General features: G+C 45.7%; 17 protein-coding genes. 12 read left to right on the top strand and 5 right to left on the bottom strand.

Translation table 11 applies throughout. From position 1 onward, the window contains the following. Window positions 1-15: 15 nt before the first annotated feature. From lipB to BUR09_RS07985, 3 genes are all read left to right on the top strand, one after another. Window positions 16-660 carry a lipoyl(octanoyl) transferase LipB gene (lipB, locus tag BUR09_RS07995; RefSeq protein WP_074216405.1) on the top strand — a complete coding sequence of 215 codons (645 nt, stop codon included), beginning with the start codon at window positions 16-18 and terminating at the stop codon, window positions 658-660. After that, complete coding sequence (gene lipA / locus BUR09_RS07990) at window positions 602-1501, top strand: lipoyl synthase (RefSeq protein WP_074216404.1); 900 nt, start codon at window positions 602-604, stop codon at window positions 1499-1501. The genes lipB and lipA overlap by 59 nt, the downstream gene beginning before the upstream one ends. A gap of 318 nt (window positions 1502-1819) precedes the next feature. Beyond that, complete coding sequence (locus tag BUR09_RS07985; RefSeq protein ID WP_074216403.1) at window positions 1820-3148, top strand: glycerate kinase type-2 family protein; 1329 nt, start codon at window positions 1820-1822, stop codon at window positions 3146-3148. A gap of 276 nt (window positions 3149-3424) precedes the next feature. On the opposite strand, the gene BUR09_RS07980 is transcribed toward BUR09_RS07985, so the two are convergent. Beyond that, complete coding sequence (locus BUR09_RS07980) at window positions 3425-3700, bottom strand: HU family DNA-binding protein (protein ID WP_074216402.1); 276 nt, start codon at window positions 3698-3700, stop codon at window positions 3425-3427. 350 nt (window positions 3701-4050) lie between these two features. Between BUR09_RS07980 and BUR09_RS07975 the strand changes: the two genes are divergently transcribed. The 4 genes from BUR09_RS07975 to BUR09_RS07955 all read left to right on the top strand — a co-directional run bounded on the left by BUR09_RS07975 (window position 4051) and on the right by BUR09_RS07955 (window position 7422). Next, complete coding sequence (locus tag BUR09_RS07975; RefSeq protein ID WP_074216401.1) at window positions 4051-4518, top strand: AraC family transcriptional regulator; 468 nt, start codon at window positions 4051-4053, stop codon at window positions 4516-4518. Between the two features lie 15 nt (window positions 4519-4533). After that, window positions 4534-5088, top strand: coding sequence for a YajG family lipoprotein (locus BUR09_RS07970; protein WP_074216400.1), 555 nt, complete (start codon window positions 4534-4536; stop codon window positions 5086-5088). Between the two features lie 4 nt (window positions 5089-5092). After that, complete coding sequence (locus BUR09_RS07965; protein WP_074216399.1) at window positions 5093-6136, top strand: tetratricopeptide repeat protein; 1044 nt, start codon at window positions 5093-5095, stop codon at window positions 6134-6136. A gap of 1010 nt (window positions 6137-7146) precedes the next feature. Then, the gene (locus BUR09_RS07955) at window positions 7147-7422 is read left to right on the top strand and encodes a hypothetical protein (protein ID WP_074216397.1); all 276 of its coding nucleotides are present in this window, start codon (window positions 7147-7149) and stop codon (window positions 7420-7422) included. Window positions 7423-7430: 8 nt separating this feature from the next. Here BUR09_RS07955 and BUR09_RS07950 read toward each other — a convergent pair whose 3' ends face one another. Further along, entirely contained in the window at window positions 7431-8279 is an 849-nt protein-coding gene (locus BUR09_RS07950) for an MBL fold metallo-hydrolase (RefSeq protein ID WP_074216396.1), read from the bottom strand. A 259-nt stretch (window positions 8280-8538) separates the two neighbouring features. On the opposite strand from BUR09_RS07950, the gene BUR09_RS07945 reads away from it, so the two are divergent. The 4 genes from BUR09_RS07945 (at window position 8539) to zupT (ending at window position 12526) form a co-directional block, all read left to right on the top strand. Beyond that, window positions 8539-9738, top strand: a complete 1200-nt coding sequence (locus BUR09_RS07945; protein ID WP_074216395.1) for an aminopeptidase — start codon at window positions 8539-8541, stop codon at window positions 9736-9738. A 179-nt stretch (window positions 9739-9917) separates the two neighbouring features. After that, window positions 9918-11063 carry a GGDEF domain-containing protein gene (locus BUR09_RS07940; RefSeq protein ID WP_074216394.1) on the top strand — a complete coding sequence of 382 codons (1146 nt, stop codon included), beginning with the start codon at window positions 9918-9920 and terminating at the stop codon, window positions 11061-11063. Then, window positions 11035-11433, top strand: coding sequence for a hypothetical protein (locus tag BUR09_RS07935; RefSeq protein ID WP_084539390.1), 399 nt, complete (start codon window positions 11035-11037; stop codon window positions 11431-11433). The genes BUR09_RS07940 and BUR09_RS07935 overlap by 29 nt, the downstream gene beginning before the upstream one ends. Window positions 11434-11689: 256 nt before the next feature. After that, on the top strand, window positions 11690-12526 hold the full coding sequence (gene zupT / locus BUR09_RS07930) for a zinc transporter ZupT (RefSeq protein ID WP_074216393.1): 837 nt from the start codon (window positions 11690-11692) through the stop codon (window positions 12524-12526). Here zupT and BUR09_RS07925 read toward each other — a convergent pair. From BUR09_RS07925 to BUR09_RS07915, 3 genes are read right to left on the bottom strand one after another with little or no spacing between them, the layout of a single operon-like run. Continuing rightward, a complete protein-coding gene (locus BUR09_RS07925; RefSeq protein WP_074216392.1) occupies window positions 12504-12857 on the bottom strand; it encodes a hypothetical protein in 354 nt (117 codons plus the stop codon). The two genes, zupT and BUR09_RS07925, sit on opposite strands and share 23 nt — an antisense overlap. Next, window positions 12857-13354, bottom strand: a complete 498-nt coding sequence (locus BUR09_RS07920; protein WP_074216391.1) for a methylated-DNA--[protein]-cysteine S-methyltransferase — start codon at window positions 13352-13354, stop codon at window positions 12857-12859. Before BUR09_RS07920 ends, BUR09_RS07925 begins: the two co-directional genes overlap by 1 nt. Before the next feature lie 38 nt (window positions 13355-13392). Further along, window positions 13393-14415 carry a TIGR01212 family radical SAM protein gene (locus BUR09_RS07915; protein WP_074216390.1) on the bottom strand — a complete coding sequence of 341 codons (1023 nt, stop codon included), beginning with the start codon at window positions 14413-14415 and terminating at the stop codon, window positions 13393-13395. A gap of 86 nt (window positions 14416-14501) precedes the next feature. Between BUR09_RS07915 and BUR09_RS07910 the strand changes: the two genes are divergently transcribed. After that, window positions 14502-15542, top strand: coding sequence for a rod shape-determining protein (locus tag BUR09_RS07910; RefSeq protein ID WP_074216389.1), 1041 nt, complete (start codon window positions 14502-14504; stop codon window positions 15540-15542). Window positions 15543-15593 lie beyond the last annotated feature (51 nt).

Below are 15593 nucleotides of genomic sequence, written 5' to 3'. Positions count from 1 at the left end.
ATAGGGATACAAACAATGCGCGTTGTTGATTTGGGACTCATCTCCTACGCTGATGCTGAAAAGATTCAAAAAGAAACTCTGGCCGAGGTCGTGGAAGGAGCGGAAGAAACGCTTTTTCTGCTAGAACACCCGCCAGTAATTACGCTTGGTCGCAACGGCGGCAGAGAAAACCTGCATGTAAGCGATGAGTTTCTACAACAACAAAACATTGAGCTTGCCCAGTCTTCCCGAGGCGGCAATATCACCTGCCACTTCCCCGGTCAGCTGGTCGCATATCCAATATTTCGCGTTGCCAAAAAACCTGGAGGCATGCGCGGACTCTTCCACGACCTTGAAGAGGTCGTCATACAGACCTGTTCTCATTACGGATTGCAAACCACTAGGCAGGAAGACAGACCCGGTGTATGGATTGAGAACAGAAAGATTTGTTCCATTGGCATAGCCATGCGTAAATGGACAAGCTACCACGGACTTGCATTCAACGTTTTAAACGACGTCGATTTATTTTCATTAATCACTCTTTGTGGTCTTGCTGATGCCGAGCCTACTTCGCTCGAAAAAGAACTTGGCCGCAATGACATAGACATGCAGGAAGTGAAACATGTGCTCACAGAAGCGTTCAGAACCGTATTTGCGGATCCCACCTTGGCTCAGGGTTAAGATACCTTGCAACAAGACCTATTCTGCAACAACAGAACTGGTAAAAGACCTTAATCTTAATACGGTATGCCAAAGTGCCAAGTGCCCGAACATGTTTGAGTGTTTTACGGCGCACACAGCGACCTTTTTGATTATGGGCAACACATGCACCCGTAACTGTGCATTCTGCAATATCAGTAATGATCCTGTTGAAAAACTTGATGCTGATGAACCGGCTCGCGTAGCTGAAGCCGCAAAACGCCTCGGTCTGAAGCATGTGGTTATTACTTCTGTAACACGTGACGACTTGATAGACGGTGGTGCAGAGCACTTTGCAAAAACAATCCGTGCTGTCCGCAACACAATTCCGGACTGTAGCATCGAAGTTCTTATCCCTGATTTTCAGGGTAGCAAGGCTTCCCTTCAAATGGTTATCGATGCCCAACCGGACATCATCAACCACAACGTAGAAACCCCGCCTGTGCATTACGACGACATTCGTCCGCAGGCAGATTATGAGCAGAGCATTACCCTGCTCAAGCGGGTTAAAGAAGCTGGTTGCCGTTCCAAGTCCGGCCTTATGGTTGGACTGGGGGAAACTGATGAAGAAGTACGTGGTGTTATAGACGACCTTGCAGCAATTGACTGTGATATCGTAACAATCGGTCAGTACATGCGCCCTTCTCGTCTACACCCTGAAGTGAAGCGCTACGTGCACCCTGATGTTTTTGATGAGTATGCAGAATACGGCAAAAGTAAGGGCGTTAAACATATGTTCAGTGCCCCACTTGTCCGCTCCTCTTACAACGCAGCAATGTTTGCTGAAGAAGAAAAAAACAAAGCTGTAAAAACTGCTTTATAGAATTGTATCTATACGCCGTTATCCCCGCGTAGGGGTGGCGGCGTATTTTCATATTGGAGACGCTGTAGAGACACACTACGATACAGCGCTGGAACCTTATCGATGTTATCGAATGATTGCGATGACACGAAGAACCATAATCTATTACACTGGGGGAGGCACATAAAGCTGAACACTTCCGCAACCATCAGCTTAAACAAATAATTATTCATTTACGTGTAAAGTTTGGATCTTTCTTGCTGCTCATGCTGGAGAAGTTCTCCTTTTCTGGTAATCGCAGCACTTTTAGTCAACCGATTATTCCCAGAGAAAATCACTATGAATGCACATCCAAAAGACCTGTTACACGAAATACTCGGCGCGGCGCTTAATGCGGTTGCACCGGATAAAGCCGTCGGTAGATTTGTATCCCTTGACGGAGATACCCTGCTTATTGACGACGTTACTTATTACCTCAACACCTTTGAGAACATCTATGTTGTTGGTGCCGGCAAAGGCGCTGCACCCATGGCGGCAAAGCTCGAAGAAATACTCGGTGACAAAATTACTGACGGTGTAATTTGTGTAAAATACGATCACACTGTCCCGCTGCGTATCATCCGTACAATAGAAGGAGCACATCCTGTTCCTGATGCCAACGGCGAACGCGGTGCGCGTGCTATTCTTGATCTTGCTACCAAAGCCGGAAAAAAAGACCTTGTACTCTGCTGCATTACAGGCGGAGCAAGTGCCCTGACACCTGCACTTGTGGACGGCATTTCTTTAGACGAAGGCAAGCAAGTAACTCAACTTCTTCTAGACTGCGGCGCGACAATTAATGAAATCAATGCGATTCGTAAACACATGTCCATATTCGGCAGCGGAAACCTGGCCCGTGCCGCATATCCGGCTCCACTTGCAGCATTGATTATTTCAGATGTCGTAGGGGACAGTTTAGACGTTATTGCTTCCGGCCCTACTTCGCCGGACAACTCCACGTTTAAAGACTGCATGGACATTTTTGAGCGCTACAAGCTTATCGACAAAGTACCTGTCAACATATTGGCACACATGGAAAAAGGGATTGAAGGCGTAATCTACGAAACACCCAAAGTAGGTGACCCTGTCTTTGATTCTGTGCAGAATCTACTTGTAGCAACAAATAAACAAGCCTTAGAGGCTGCAGCAGTAAAAGCTAAAAAACTTGGGTACACACCACGAATTGTGACTTCAACAATGACAGGTGAAGCACGTACGGTGGCCAAAGAGATCGCTCAAAAAGCTCAGAATGTTATCAGTTCTAAAAAAGGAAAGCTCTGCCTACTCTCCGGTGGTGAAACCACAGTTACCCTGACAGGGAAAGGAGTTGGGGGCCGAAATCAGGAAATGGCACTGGCGGCAGCAGTTGCCCTTGATGGATGTCCTAATATTGCAATGCTGTGCGCAGGCACTGATGGTTCTGATGGCCCAACTGACGCTGCAGGCGGCTTTGCACTTCCGGACTCCCTGACACGTGCTAAAGAGTGCCGCATAGACCCGCAAGTTTATCTGGCAGATAACGACTCTTACAACTATCTGAGAAACACAGGAGATCTTCTGCAAACCGGCCCGACGCTCACCAACGTAATGGATATTTGCATTACGTTGGTACAGCATGAACCTTTTTAATACATGCGCTTAGAACTAATAAAAAAATCCCGGACAGACCTAGGTCTGTCCGGGATTTTTATATTCAAAGCAAAAGATGCTTGAACAAAAAACCGATAAAATATCAGCGCATCAGATTGATAGAAACTCACACATTGCAGCGTTGCCGCAAAAACGGAAAACATAGTGGAAAACGCAGTCTACTCTATGCTCTTACGTATGCTTTGCGTACAGTTAGTTCAATCTGCATAAGTGCAACAGGCAAAAGCCTGAATGCATCAGGTAGATCTCAAAGAATTATTTTACAACTTCTTTAAGAGTTTTACCTGGAGTAAACTTAACAACTTTAGTTGCTGCAATCTCAATTTCTTCACCAGTGCGAGGGTTGCGGCCTTTACGTGCTGCACGCTCAACAACTTTGAAGCTACCGAAACCGGTGAATACTACAGAATCACCGTCCATGAGTGCTTCAGTGATGGTTTCAATAGTAGATTCAAGTACAGTTTCAGCCTGAGATTTAGAAGCAAGGTTAGCTTTAGCGAAAAGCTTTTCTACGAATTCAGCTTTAGTCATGAAGTTCTCCGTTACATAATGTATGAGTTTAACAGACCACGAAGGTCTGATAATTTCCAATCGGGCGCTCGCGCCAGCAAAGAGCAATCGCAAAGCTTAGTCAGTTTGTCAACAACCAATGGCTCGAAAACTGTTAATTCTCAGGCGTTGAGAGCTTTTTATGGCATTTTTGCCCCGATAAACTCTTTTTTCATCTTCCATTATGTCAATAACCTATCGCACACAGAAAAAACGTCCCCAATCAAGGACTGCTGCACTCTCTCAATTTGTCTTTTTGATACGGATACTCACGGGTTGCTGTTATATAGCATTTCGCTATACAACAGAGGGCAATACAAGGAGCATTCTACATGGAAGTTGTTATTGAGAAGCTACCCGACATACGCGTAGCCGCTGTTCGAGAAATTGGTCCATATAACACGTCTGCACCACAGGCGTGGAAGCAGCTTTCCCTGTGGATTGCCAAAAATGGTCTGCTGTCACGGCATTCAATATTTTTAGGTTTACGCCACGATCCCACAATAACGCCGGAAGATCAGCTACGCTATGATGCAGCAGTAAGTATATCTGCAGAAATGGATAATTCCGGCATAGCACGAGAGCTATTTGTTCCCGGCGGTGAATTTGCCATGTACACACATAAGGGTTCATACAACACACTCAATGAAGCCTGGGAAAAACTGTACTGGAAATGGCTACCTACCAGCGGCAGAACTCCTGCTGATCAACCAAATATTGAAATCTATCTAAGCGACACCAACTTTTCTGCCGATAAAGAAATCATCACCAGACTATTACTCCCACTTCAGCCCATATAACCTTCTGGAGGCCACATGCTTGGCGCACATCGATCTTTAGTATTACTTCTTTGCGCTGCACTGCTGACCATTTCCGGCTGTGCATCTTCTCAAGTTCGTTTACGATACGTTCCGGCAGACAAACTCCCTGCCGTACAAACCCAACACCATGCCAATATCGGCCTTGTGCAATTTACCGACACACGCCCGACTCAAGTTCTTGGCATTGACCAAGGCAAAGAACTTGCTCCCGTCTCCAATGTAGCCGCATGGGTTACACGTGGACTTGAAAATGAACTGGTACGCCAAGGGGCAGCTGTCACTTACGTTATCAGCCCTGATCAAATTAAAACGCTCCCAACCCGCGTAACCGGAACCATTACCCAGCTTCAAGTAACTCCCCTTTCTGCCATGGAATACCGCGGAGAACTCACACTCACTATCGCCATAAATGATGACCTGCCAACAACCTACAAAGCAACCGTAGTTAAACAAGGTGTACCTTACACAAACATCATTGAACCGTTGCTTGCAGAGTTATTACAGGAAGCAATTACTCCTGCTATCCCGACAATCTTTGCCACCCAGTAATGTCATGCAAAAACTTCGATCTCTTACCATCGCACTCGCTGTTATAAGCATCTGCACTTGTACATACGCTCTGGCCTATGCAACTCCAGAACGTCTTGCGCCGGCACCTTTTTCACACACAGTGAAAATCCCCTATGGCTACTCTCTCACAGAGCAAGCAGCCACGGTCATTGCCGAAGCTTTTGCCCTGCACGGGGCATTTAAACGAGCATCACGTTGGGTTGAACATCGGCAGCAACTCGCGCGGACACCAAGCACCACGCCAGCCCTTGCCGCAAGAGACGAAGCAATTGTCGCCACACAACTCTACAAGTTCCATCGTTCAAAGATATTCCGCACTAAGGATATCGACGGGCATTACATCAACGTCGAAGTAACAATCACTCCCATTGAAAAATTCGACGAGAAGCGCTTACTTGCACTCAGACCGACAAGTTGCTCAACTATCTACGAAGCCATATTCATGGCAGAAGAGAAATACCTGCGGGATTTTTCAACGACTGTTTTTAACGATAAGCAGCGAACTTACCTGCTTAACCTCAACCCAAAATCAAAATTCTTTTTTGATAATATAGCCAACCGACTACGAGCACTAAAAGCCTACCGAAAGCTTGTTCCTAAATACGAGCAAGGCATTTGGGAAAATCCTAAGCAAGTGCTTTCGAAAATTGATCAACTTTTGGCATCTGCCCCCACTGAACCGATTCTTTTACACGCCAAAGGGAGCATCCTTTTTCAGTTGAAAGATACTATTGGAGCCATTAGCCACTACAATGAAGCAATCGATCTGGAACCAGATCTAGTAGTCGCCCTGCACGACAGAGGCACAGCGTACGTTCGGGCAAACCTCGCGGATATGGCACTCGTAGATTACGACAAAGCTATTTCGCTTTCGCCTAACAATCCGCACCTCTACATCTCACACGGTTCGGCAGATCTCGTTCTCAAAGACTACGCCTCCATGTGTGAGAACTACCGTAAAGGCTGCACGCTCGGTCTCTGCAACGAGTTCAACTGGGGCATCGCACGCGGCTTCTGCAAGCGGTAGCTATTAAACAAGGCTGCCTCCGGCGGGTCTCCGACGGGCAAGGAGCCAGCCCCTTGCATCCCCGCGAGAGGAACTTCCTCTCGACTACGATTAGCGAGAACCTATTTTCTCTTTATTAGCATCTCGGCTTAAATATGATTTAAACAAAAAACGGGTGGAGTTTTTACTCCACCCGTTTTTTGCTATTCACGCTTTTCACCATCCATATTATTCCTACCTCAACCCCCTAACCGTCTACTCTAATTAAAACAAACCAACGCAGCTAAAACACACCGAACCAGAATAACCCTCTAATTTTTCTCCTACCAACCCACCTAAAAAACACCACCAACCTCATTAAGAACTCATAATGATTCGGCACAGATTTGGTGAGTAAAAGATGGAGAGGGGCGAGGGGTGAGCGAAATGTTCGAGTGCAAGACATCAGAAGAAAATCAAACGAAGGCGTAGCAGCGCTACGTCGATGTGAAAAATTTTGTCTGATAACGCAGCAAGCGGGCATTGCAACCATTCATCGCCCTTTCCACACCTCCCACCCACCAAACTAAAAAGACGAGTCGGCCGTGCCCGAGGGGTAAGGGGCACGGCCGACGCTGCAAGGGAGGAGGATGAGTTGTGTGGCATCGCTGCCTTGCCACACGCAAGCCAACTGCTGCCTGTCGGCTTGGACTAACTCTGCTGTCTCCGCAAACCTTCGGAAACAAGCATCCATGTATCCACCATACCCTGAAAAAAGGAGTTCGCCATTATATTCTGATTTCTTTGCCACTACTGTTCCTATACCTAACTCATGAAAAATAAAAACAAGTTCAAATAGATAACGGACTACATTCATTGTGCATTCAAGACTCCCTATGAACCATCTTCGGTGCATAGAGCCAAGTACAATAATCAACAAAATAACATCAACTTTGAGCAAGCAAATTAGAAAGCATGAACACTTCAAATCAATCCTACTATGACGGCAAGGACATCTTGAAGTCCAAAAACTTGGAGCGTATGATCAACCAATGATAGATATTAACCGCACAATTCCTACCGTCATTTCACGTGTTGCTTCATTAGAAATATTACAAGGGATACGCATCGCAACGTTCAAAAAAGATCGACACATAACTATACGACGCATCAACGACACGACCCTGCGGATAACTCGACATGGATTCACCAACGCCGAATACGAATTGGATGAAGAGAAGCTAAAAAAAGAAATGAAGACACTGCTTAAGCAAGAATTCCCCCGTAGCAACAAGGTGCACTTAAGCTCTGTTTCACAAGAAGAGTAGCCAACTTGCTATGACAACACTATTTCTGAACCTTCGCGCATAGCAAAGCATAACAACCTCGGAGAGCGCTGAGCAGCTTCACGCTTGCACTTCTCTACTATCGTAGACAGCTGATCATCTGTACGGTCAGAATCATGATGGAATAATCCAAGCTGCTGCACGCCAGCGGCTATTGCCAACTCCAAAGCCTGCCGCCATGACGAATGTCCTTGCCCCTTGCAACTGAGGTATTCGTCACACGTGTATTGAGCATCATGCACAAGTAAATCTACGCCACTGCACATTTGAACATACGCAGAAAAATCCATATTCGCACCGTGATCAAAGTCCAGTTCATTATCAGGCAAATAAACTACAGACTTACCACGATCTGCAATTTTAAATCCCGCACATCCGCCTGGATGAGACGCCGGAATAGATGTCACAAGCGCACTACCAATTTCGGTAATATATCCATGCTCTAATGCAGGCTTCCACTCAATAGCAGCCTTTATGGTACGGGTACATTGCGGAGAAAATTTCTGCGCCTCCAAAGGATCACACATCCTTTCCAGCTTATCGCGCAACCCCCTGTGTTCAAAAACAGTAATGCGGGTATCAGAAAAATAAAGAGGCTCAAAAAAAGGTAAACCATCCAAATGATCATCATGCGCATGGGTCAACAAAAGGGAATATTCCATGCGTTGTTCTTTTAAAAGAGCGTTACCTAACTTACGGATACCTGTGCCGGCATCACATATGATAACAGACTGATCTGATGTGCGGACCTCAAGACATGAAGTTGCCCCGCCATACAACTGTGTCTGCCCGCCTGAAATGGGGATATTACCGCGGGCACCCCAGCATCGAACAAACATAGACGCTCCTCTGGAAAAATTCTTAAGTTACATAGTATAACCATACAATCTTATTCCAGAATGGTACATTACATAAATGGTTACTTTTGATAAACAAGACGCTGTACGCGACCCCACATTGCAGCACTCACCGGATCATGCTGAAATCCCCTTGCACTAAGGGCTTCTTCCAGTCACAATTTAAAGAAAACAGTAATTCGCTGCAAAAGTAACATTTCAGAGCATAGGTCAATAAAACCTACATCTGAAAGGAGAATATATGTACGACACTCCTACATTAGAACGATATGCCGAGATACTTTTTTGGGCCCTGTCTAGAGCCAGAACCACTCCCTACAAGAAAAGTGATATCATTCTAGTAAACTATGACATCGACGGTCTTCCCTTAGCTGAGGAAGTATGTTCATTGCTGTACGATAGAGGAATGATCCCCGTTCCACGCATGAACGAAACGCCGCGCATGCAAGTCGACAAGTACACCAAGGCAAACAACAAACGCCTCACAACCCTTATTCCGGGACAACGTGATCTATACAACCACCTTAACGGATCAATTTCCGTTTATGCTCCAGCGTCGTTAGCACATTTGGCCAATATTGATCCGGAACTGATCGCAATGCATAGCAAAGCACAACAGCCAATACGCACCATCATGCAGACACGAGAAGATATGGGCGCATTCAGCTGGACGTTATGCATGTTCCCGACAGAGGCACTAGCTTCGCAGGCTGGACTGACACTTGAAGAATATGCACGGCAGATTGAGACAGCGTGCTATCTCAATAAACCAGACCCAACGCTGGAATGGCGTCAGTTTGCACGAAAAGTGGATGAACTTACAGAATGGCTGGATAGTTTCGGCGATTGCACTATGCAAATAGAATCTGAATCAGTTGATCTGAATGTCCGCATAGGTCAGCGACGCAAATGGGTTGGTTTCACAGGCCGCAACATTCCTTCATTCGAGCTGTATGTCTCTCCGGATATGCACCACACCAACGGTGTGTACAAATCCACTCTGCCAACGTTCCGTTCCGGCAACATTATTGGAGATATTCAGCTCATATTCAAAGAAGGACGTGTCACTAAAGTTACTGCAGATCACAATCAAGCCTTTGTAGAACAGCAGTTAAATCAAGACACTGGCGCTGCGCTAGTGGGCGAATTTGCATTAGTTGATAAACGCTTCTCTCCTATCTCCAAATTTATGGCAAACACCTTGTATGATGAAAACCATGGCGGAGAAAATGGATCAATGCATATTGCACTAGGTAATTCTTATTCAAACACCTTTAGCGGCAATGCAGAACAGCTCACAGAATCCACAAGAAAGACTCTTGGATTTAACAGTTCGGCGCTACACTGGGACTTAATCAACACTGAAGAAAAACGAGTCATAGCACTTCGTCCAAGCGGAAAGCGCGTAACAGTCTATGAAAATGGAATGTTTACTCTATAGAGATCTCTATAGAGCATACTATGCAACCTGTCTTAGATACAACTACCATTTTATATTGACTTCAACGCACCAACTACATAGTAGGTATGAAGACATACTATACAGTGGGCGCAAGACTTTGCAATGCGTCCACTTCATTTTTAGAATTAGTCTAAAAATACGACAGGTAGGGGAGTGTTATGGAGACAAAAGCAATATGCACAGAAGACCTCAAAGATCTTATCTACCATAAGAGCTTAAAAGTAGGTACTTACTGGATTCTTTTCTCCTCCTGCGTTCTTCAAGTATTAAACACCTACTATGTCATTAAAGATTATGAACTAATCACACCAGTCGGTGTAGTATGCAACACTATCCACACCTCTTTTCTTATTCTTGGAGCACTATGCATACGAGTAGCCGTTAAAAGTAAACGCGCTTCACACCCCAGCTGGCTTATTGCAGCTCTTTGTATTGGTTTTTTCTGGGCAGTGTCCACAGTAAACACCGCCTACTTCTGGAACGAACCAGAACCTGCCTCCCGTGGAGTCGTCATCGGAGCCTTCTCCCTTGTTATCGGCTGGTATGCCCGCCCTGCCCTACTTCTAGCAGCATTCCCCACAATGCTAGTGTCCTACCTCTACCTTATCATCGGGTATAGCGACAAAACTCTTCTGGGCTTGCTGCTTTCAGTACTCAAATTTCCTGCACTCATTGGCGCAAGTCTTTACACACTTCGTCTCTGGCTCTCGTTCTGTACAGAAAAATTTGTTGAAAACGAAATTTTAACAAAAAAACTTGAAGCAATGGTTCGGGTTGATGAACTCACCCAAATTGCAAACCGCAAAGGGTACAACGAAGCGCTTGATCGAGCCCTCGAAGTTGCAAGACGCTTTGAAAAACCGCTAACGTTGCTGCTCATTGATGTTGATTACTTCAAGCAATATAATGACCACTTAGGACATCATGCTGGTGACCGGTGTATCAAAGGCATTGCAAAAATAATCTCAAAACAAGCCCGCCGTGCAATTGACACTGCTGCCCGTATTGGCGGTGAAGAATTCGCACTCATACTTCCCTCATGCACTCTAAGTGATGCTGAAACCATTGCGGATCAAATGCAGGACGCATTGGCAAAACAAATGATCTACCATCCTGCATCGCCAATCAGCCCTAATGTGACGATCAGCATTGGTATTGCTGAATTCCTTCCTCAGGATGACGCAAGCAGCCTCTACAGAAAAGCCGACAGGGCACTGTACGAAGCAAAACATCAGGGAAGAAACTGCGTCGTCATTGCCCAGCAGCACCCCGTTGATGGCGATCTTGAACCCACCGCAATATAATTTTTTCTTGCCCGCAAAAAGCAAAGAAGGCACCATCTGCCCTATGGAACACATTCTTATCAAAGTGTACGGAAGCATTTCGAATGCGAATCCTGAACTCTTTAAAGCTGCACAAGCAATGCTTGAAGGACAGGATGAAGATGCAGTGGAATTGGATGGCACATTCTTTACCATCAGCTTCGAAGGCATTTATTTTATGATGGATGAATTCATCGAAGCCATTAAGCCATACCTTACAAAGGAATGCTCTGGACGTATTGATTATATTGACGTTGATGAATGGAGCCTGACTCGATTCTGGATAGAAGGCGGGCTGATTACACACAATACAGCTAACTTAAACCACGTCATGGATCATTCTGGACATTAAGCACAAAAAAGCCGCTGAAAACAATCAGCGGTATTTTTTTAACCTTGAACAAAGCCCCTCTTAGCAACTTGAACCGCCCCCCTGCATTCTTCTCCGCTTAAATGTCTTCGAACCATGTAAGACCAAGTGTTCCGAGGGTGGGATGCAAAGTTAAATTCTGCATCGACCTATCATATAGTTCTATACAACCACTTTCTTTTTAATTTGATATACTCACACTTTACAGGCATATTCGTAATGTCTGCTAAGGAATATCATGCACAATTACGAAACAATATTATTTGCCTTTGGGCTCACACTTTTTGCCGGTCTTGCAACCGGCATCGGCTCTGTGCTTGCTTTTTTTACAAAAAAAACAAACACAAGCATTCTTTCTGTAGCGCTCGGATTTTCCGCAGGTGTGATGCTCTATGTGTCTTTCGTAGAAATTTTTGTAAAAGCGAAATTGGAATTACAATCTGTGTTGGGAGAAGTGCAGGGAACGTGGGTAACTGTTCTAGCGTTTTTCGGAGGAATCTTCTTCATAGCCATTATTGACAGACTGGTACCTTCCGAAGAAAATCCGCATGAAATTCATAAAATTGAAGAGATTGATTCTCTAGAAAAGAGAATCAATCGAGAAGCGTCTGAGCAAAAAGATAAAAAGTTACTCAGAATGGGCGTATTCACTGCGCTTGCAATAGGAATCCACAACTTTCCGGAAGGTCTTGCGACATTTACAGCAGCACTGACTGACCCGAACCTTGGGATTGCCATTGCCGTGGCCATTGCAATTCACAATATCCCAGAAGGGATAGCCGTTGCGATTCCCATATACTATGCAACAGAAAGCAGAGGCAAAGCCTTTACGTTATCCTTCCTGTCTGGATTGGCAGAGCCTATAGGTGCACTTATCGGTTACCTAATACTCATGCCTATCCTTACACCGACAGTCTTTGGTGTGGTCTTCGCCGGAGTTGCAGGAATTATGGTATTCATCTCACTGGACGAACTGCTCCCGACAGCGCAAGAATACGGCGAACACCATCTTTCCATCTACGGACTGATAATCGGAATGGTTGTAATGGCAGTTAGTTTGCTACTTTTTTTGTAGGACAAACCTCACCATAGCGCCCTGCGCCGTGCCCCATCCGATTCACATTCGCTTCTTCATACGAATCCAGAGTGTACAAACGAATTTTATTAGAACGCGGAAACTCTTTTTTCAGCAAAGTCTTCAGCAAACGTTTCACCTTATCAGCACTCTGGTTTTCCCACACTTCCTGATAAAACCCGTCTTCCACAACGCGAAAAGAATCTTCACCACAGCACACAATAGCAACAGATCGATTGCGCTTATACGATCGCATGTCAACACACTGACCAACCTTCAGCTTCTTCATGCGCTTTAATACAGATTCAATGGATGTCTGTTTGTTTGTCATTAATTTCTCTTACTTTTTCCTAGGTGAAGAACCCCTTCAATGTCGAGCAGGTACCTTTTCATATCTAATCCTTGTGCCGAAAAGCCGCCAAGTCCGGATGCAGACACAACACGGTGACAAGGAATAATAAGAGGCCACCGGTTACGAGCCATAACCTGCCCCACACCACGTGCAGCGTTTGGACTTCCTGCGAGGGCAGCCAATTCGCCATAGGTGACTGTTTTCCCGTACGGCACCTGCATTAAAGCAGTCAGAACCTTTTGACCAAATGGTGTCATTTTTTCAAGAGCAAAGTAAATATCAGGCCACTGTACTGGCTCACCGGCTTCATAACGCAGCAGGCAATCTTGCAATTGCTTACCCATATCTGACAACTCTTCGGTGGCACTTTCACCATCTGCCCATTGCAAAGAAATCTCAGTTAGGGTGTCGTCCTGCCAATTCAGGATAAGACGAAGCTTATTACCGACAATCTGTTCTATCTCTGGTAAATACATGCTCACTCGCCCACATAAATGTTTCTTTTGAAGCCTGGCTACCGCGGCAAGAAGCCCATTTTATCTGCAACCGCGTCGTATTCTTTATCCCACTGTTCGCGCAGACGCTGTGGCAAATTTTCCCTAATTGTGAACCATAATGGAACACTATCAGCCGCATCCACTTCTTTCCCCTGCCACACGTCACGCTTAGCAAGTTCAGCCATAATTTTGTCTACAAGGGCACGCTTTGCTGTTCCCCAATGCGGTGCAAGCAACTCCCCTTCCATCGCATCCCCAGTCAGGCGCTGAATAACAACAGTACTTGGGACTTTCGGCACAGCACGTGTGATGGCATCAATAAATTCCTCTTCTGTCATCGGGGTGTATTTCCCGTCACGCCACATTTTCGCCAATACAGTGTTGTCAGCAACATAGAGGCTATGAAATTTTATGCCACGTATAGGAAGTTCACACACCATTTCCACCGTACGCAAAAAATCTTCAGTTGTTTCATTCGGGAGTCCTGCAATCAGATGCACACACACCTTTATTCCACGTTCTGCAGCAAGGGTAACGGCATTAACAAAATCCTGATAAGTATGACCGCGGTTAATAAGCGAGAGCGTACGGTCATGTGCGGACTGAAGCCCCAATTCAAGCCATATTTCGTCCAAATCCTGTTTTGCGATGATATCTAATTTTTCTTCGTCGACACAATCAGGACGAGTGCCTATTGATACTCCCATAACACCCTGTAAAGATGCAATAGAAGTAAGGTTTTTAGAGAGTTTTTCAGCAGGCCCATAAGTATTGGAAAAAGACTGCAAATAGGCTATAAACAATCTCGCGTTTTGAGAGCGTGTATATTTTTTATACCAGGAATCCCACTGATCATTCAAATTCATCCCCTGGAGACCCATCCCAGACCCTGAGCCGGAAGGGTTGCAGAAGATGCAGCCAGTACGGGAAATAGTACCATCCCTGTTGGGACAGGTTGCCCCGGCATCCAGAGGGATTTTTTGTACGCGTTCCGCAAAACGATAGCGAAAGTAAGTTGCCAATTGGAGATATCTATTCATCTTCTTGAATTCTTCTCTAATTTTCTAGTTTTCAACAGGTTACGATGTAACAAGCCACATCTTATAGCCAAAGCAAGCGAGAGCATATGGCCAACGCATTAAATTTTCTTCTTGGAATGTTTTCCAACGACCTTGCTATTGACCTTGGTACCGCAAACACCTGCGTTTACGTAAAAGGGCAAGGCATTGTACTGCGCGAGCCTTCCGTAGTTGCTGTTAAAAAAGACAACCGCGGCGGCAGCGTTGTACTTGCTGTAGGGCAAGATGCCAAGCGCATGCTTGGACGTACCCCGGGCAACATCCAGGCAATCCGCCCGATGAAAGACGGCGTTATCGCAGATTTTGAAATTACGGAAGCTATGCTCCGTCATTTCATCACCAAAGTCCACAACTCCCGTCGCCTTGTGCGCCCGAGAATCATCATCTGCGTACCTACAGGCATTACTCAGGTCGAAAAACGAGCAGTTAAAGAATCAGCCCAGAGTGCCGGCGCCCGTGAAGTATACCTGATCGAAGAACCAATGGCGGCAGCAATCGGCGCCAACCTTCCGATTCAGGAACCTACTTCCAACATGGTAGTTGATATCGGCGGCGGTACGACTGAAGTTGCAGTTATCTCCCTTTCCGGTGTTGTTTACTCCAAGTCTGTTCGCGTTGGCGGTGACAAAATGGACGAAGCCATTATGACACACGTTAAACGCAAATACAGCATGCTCATCGGTGAAGCGACTGCAGAAGACATCAAAATCAAAATCGCTTCCGCATACAATATGCCGGAAGAAGAAACTCTGGAAGTAAAAGGCCGTGACCTCGTAACAGGTATTCCACAGCATATTACCATTACTTCCGAAGAAATCCGCAAAGCAATTGCAGAACAGGTAGACTCCATTGTTCAGGCTGTTCGCATTGCACTTGAACAGACTCCTCCGGAACTCGCTGCAGATATTGTAGACCGAGGTATTGTTCTCACTGGTGGTGGCGCACTGCTCAAGGGTCTCGACCAGCTTCTGCGTGAAGAAACTTCCCTGCCTATTACCGTAGTGGATGACCCGCTCTCCACTGTTGTTATCGGTACCGGTAGAGCTCTTGATAACTTGGATATTTTGAAGGAGGTAACGGTCGATTAACTCCTCACTGAAACGCATCCTTATTTTCCTGTTCACCGCTCTTCTCTTGTA

Source organism: Halodesulfovibrio marinisediminis DSM 17456 (assembly GCF_900129975.1).
Lineage (GTDB): Bacteria > Desulfobacterota > Desulfovibrionia > Desulfovibrionales > Desulfovibrionaceae > Halodesulfovibrio > Halodesulfovibrio marinisediminis.
This window is presented reverse-complemented; position numbering and strand designations above follow the sequence as displayed.

What these genes read in the sequence shown, in the direction of transcription:
- lipB (WP_074216405.1), top strand. Translation starts at nt 16, where the DNA reads ATGCGCGTTGTTGATTTGGGACTCATCTCCTACGCTGATGCTGAAAAG.
- lipA (WP_074216404.1), top strand. Translation starts at nt 602, where the DNA reads ATGTGCTCACAGAAGCGTTCAGAACCGTATTTGCGGATCCCACCTTGG.
- BUR09_RS07985 (WP_074216403.1), top strand. Translation starts at nt 1,820, where the DNA reads ATGAATGCACATCCAAAAGACCTGTTACACGAAATACTCGGCGCGGCG.
- BUR09_RS07980 (WP_074216402.1), bottom strand. Translation starts at nt 3,700, where the DNA reads ATGACTAAAGCTGAATTCGTAGAAAAGCTTTTCGCTAAAGCTAACCTT.
- BUR09_RS07975 (WP_074216401.1), top strand. Translation starts at nt 4,051, where the DNA reads ATGGAAGTTGTTATTGAGAAGCTACCCGACATACGCGTAGCCGCTGTT.
- BUR09_RS07970 (WP_074216400.1), top strand. Translation starts at nt 4,534, where the DNA reads ATGCTTGGCGCACATCGATCTTTAGTATTACTTCTTTGCGCTGCACTG.
- BUR09_RS07965 (WP_074216399.1), top strand. Translation starts at nt 5,093, where the DNA reads ATGCAAAAACTTCGATCTCTTACCATCGCACTCGCTGTTATAAGCATC.
- BUR09_RS07955 (WP_074216397.1), top strand. Translation starts at nt 7,147, where the DNA reads ATGATAGATATTAACCGCACAATTCCTACCGTCATTTCACGTGTTGCT.
- BUR09_RS07950 (WP_074216396.1), bottom strand. Translation starts at nt 8,279, where the DNA reads ATGTTTGTTCGATGCTGGGGTGCCCGCGGTAATATCCCCATTTCAGGC.
- BUR09_RS07945 (WP_074216395.1), top strand. Translation starts at nt 8,539, where the DNA reads ATGTACGACACTCCTACATTAGAACGATATGCCGAGATACTTTTTTGG.
- BUR09_RS07940 (WP_074216394.1), top strand. Translation starts at nt 9,918, where the DNA reads ATGGAGACAAAAGCAATATGCACAGAAGACCTCAAAGATCTTATCTAC.
- BUR09_RS07935 (WP_084539390.1), top strand. Translation starts at nt 11,035, where the DNA reads ATGGCGATCTTGAACCCACCGCAATATAATTTTTTCTTGCCCGCAAAA.
- zupT (WP_074216393.1), top strand. Translation starts at nt 11,690, where the DNA reads ATGCACAATTACGAAACAATATTATTTGCCTTTGGGCTCACACTTTTT.
- BUR09_RS07925 (WP_074216392.1), bottom strand. Translation starts at nt 12,857, where the DNA reads ATGACAAACAAACAGACATCCATTGAATCTGTATTAAAGCGCATGAAG.
- BUR09_RS07920 (WP_074216391.1), bottom strand. Translation starts at nt 13,354, where the DNA reads ATGTATTTACCAGAGATAGAACAGATTGTCGGTAATAAGCTTCGTCTT.
- BUR09_RS07915 (WP_074216390.1), bottom strand. Translation starts at nt 14,415, where the DNA reads ATGAATAGATATCTCCAATTGGCAACTTACTTTCGCTATCGTTTTGCG.
- BUR09_RS07910 (WP_074216389.1), top strand. Translation starts at nt 14,502, where the DNA reads ATGGCCAACGCATTAAATTTTCTTCTTGGAATGTTTTCCAACGACCTT.